The 308-nt window shown below is 67.2% G+C and carries 1 protein-coding gene; it reads left to right on the top strand.

Annotation, left to right across the window (positions count from 1 at the left end):
- Nucleotides 1-308: hypothetical protein (locus AC0L2A_RS36500; protein ID WP_473613029.1), on the top strand; the 308-nt coding region annotated here is incomplete at both ends.

Below are 308 nucleotides of genomic sequence, written 5' to 3' on the forward strand. Positions count from 1 at the left end.
CTGAGCCTGGGCGAGGATGGCGATCAGATCGCCGGATCGCTGCACTATGCCACGGCGCTGTTCGACGAAGCGACGATGGAGCGGCAGCGCGGCTATCTTTTGGCATTGCTGCGGGCGATGGTTGCCGATGCCGGGCAGCCGGTCAGCCGCATCGACATTCTTCCGCCCGAGGAGCGGACCTACCTTTTGGAGGAGCTGAACCGGACGGCGGCGGCCTATCCGTCGGAGCGGTGCATCCACGAGCTGTTCGAGGCGCAGGTGCGCCAGGCGCCGGAGGCGGTGGCGGTGGTCCATGAGGACGAGCGGTT

It is taken from the genome of Mesorhizobium sp. WSM4844 (assembly GCF_055811775.1).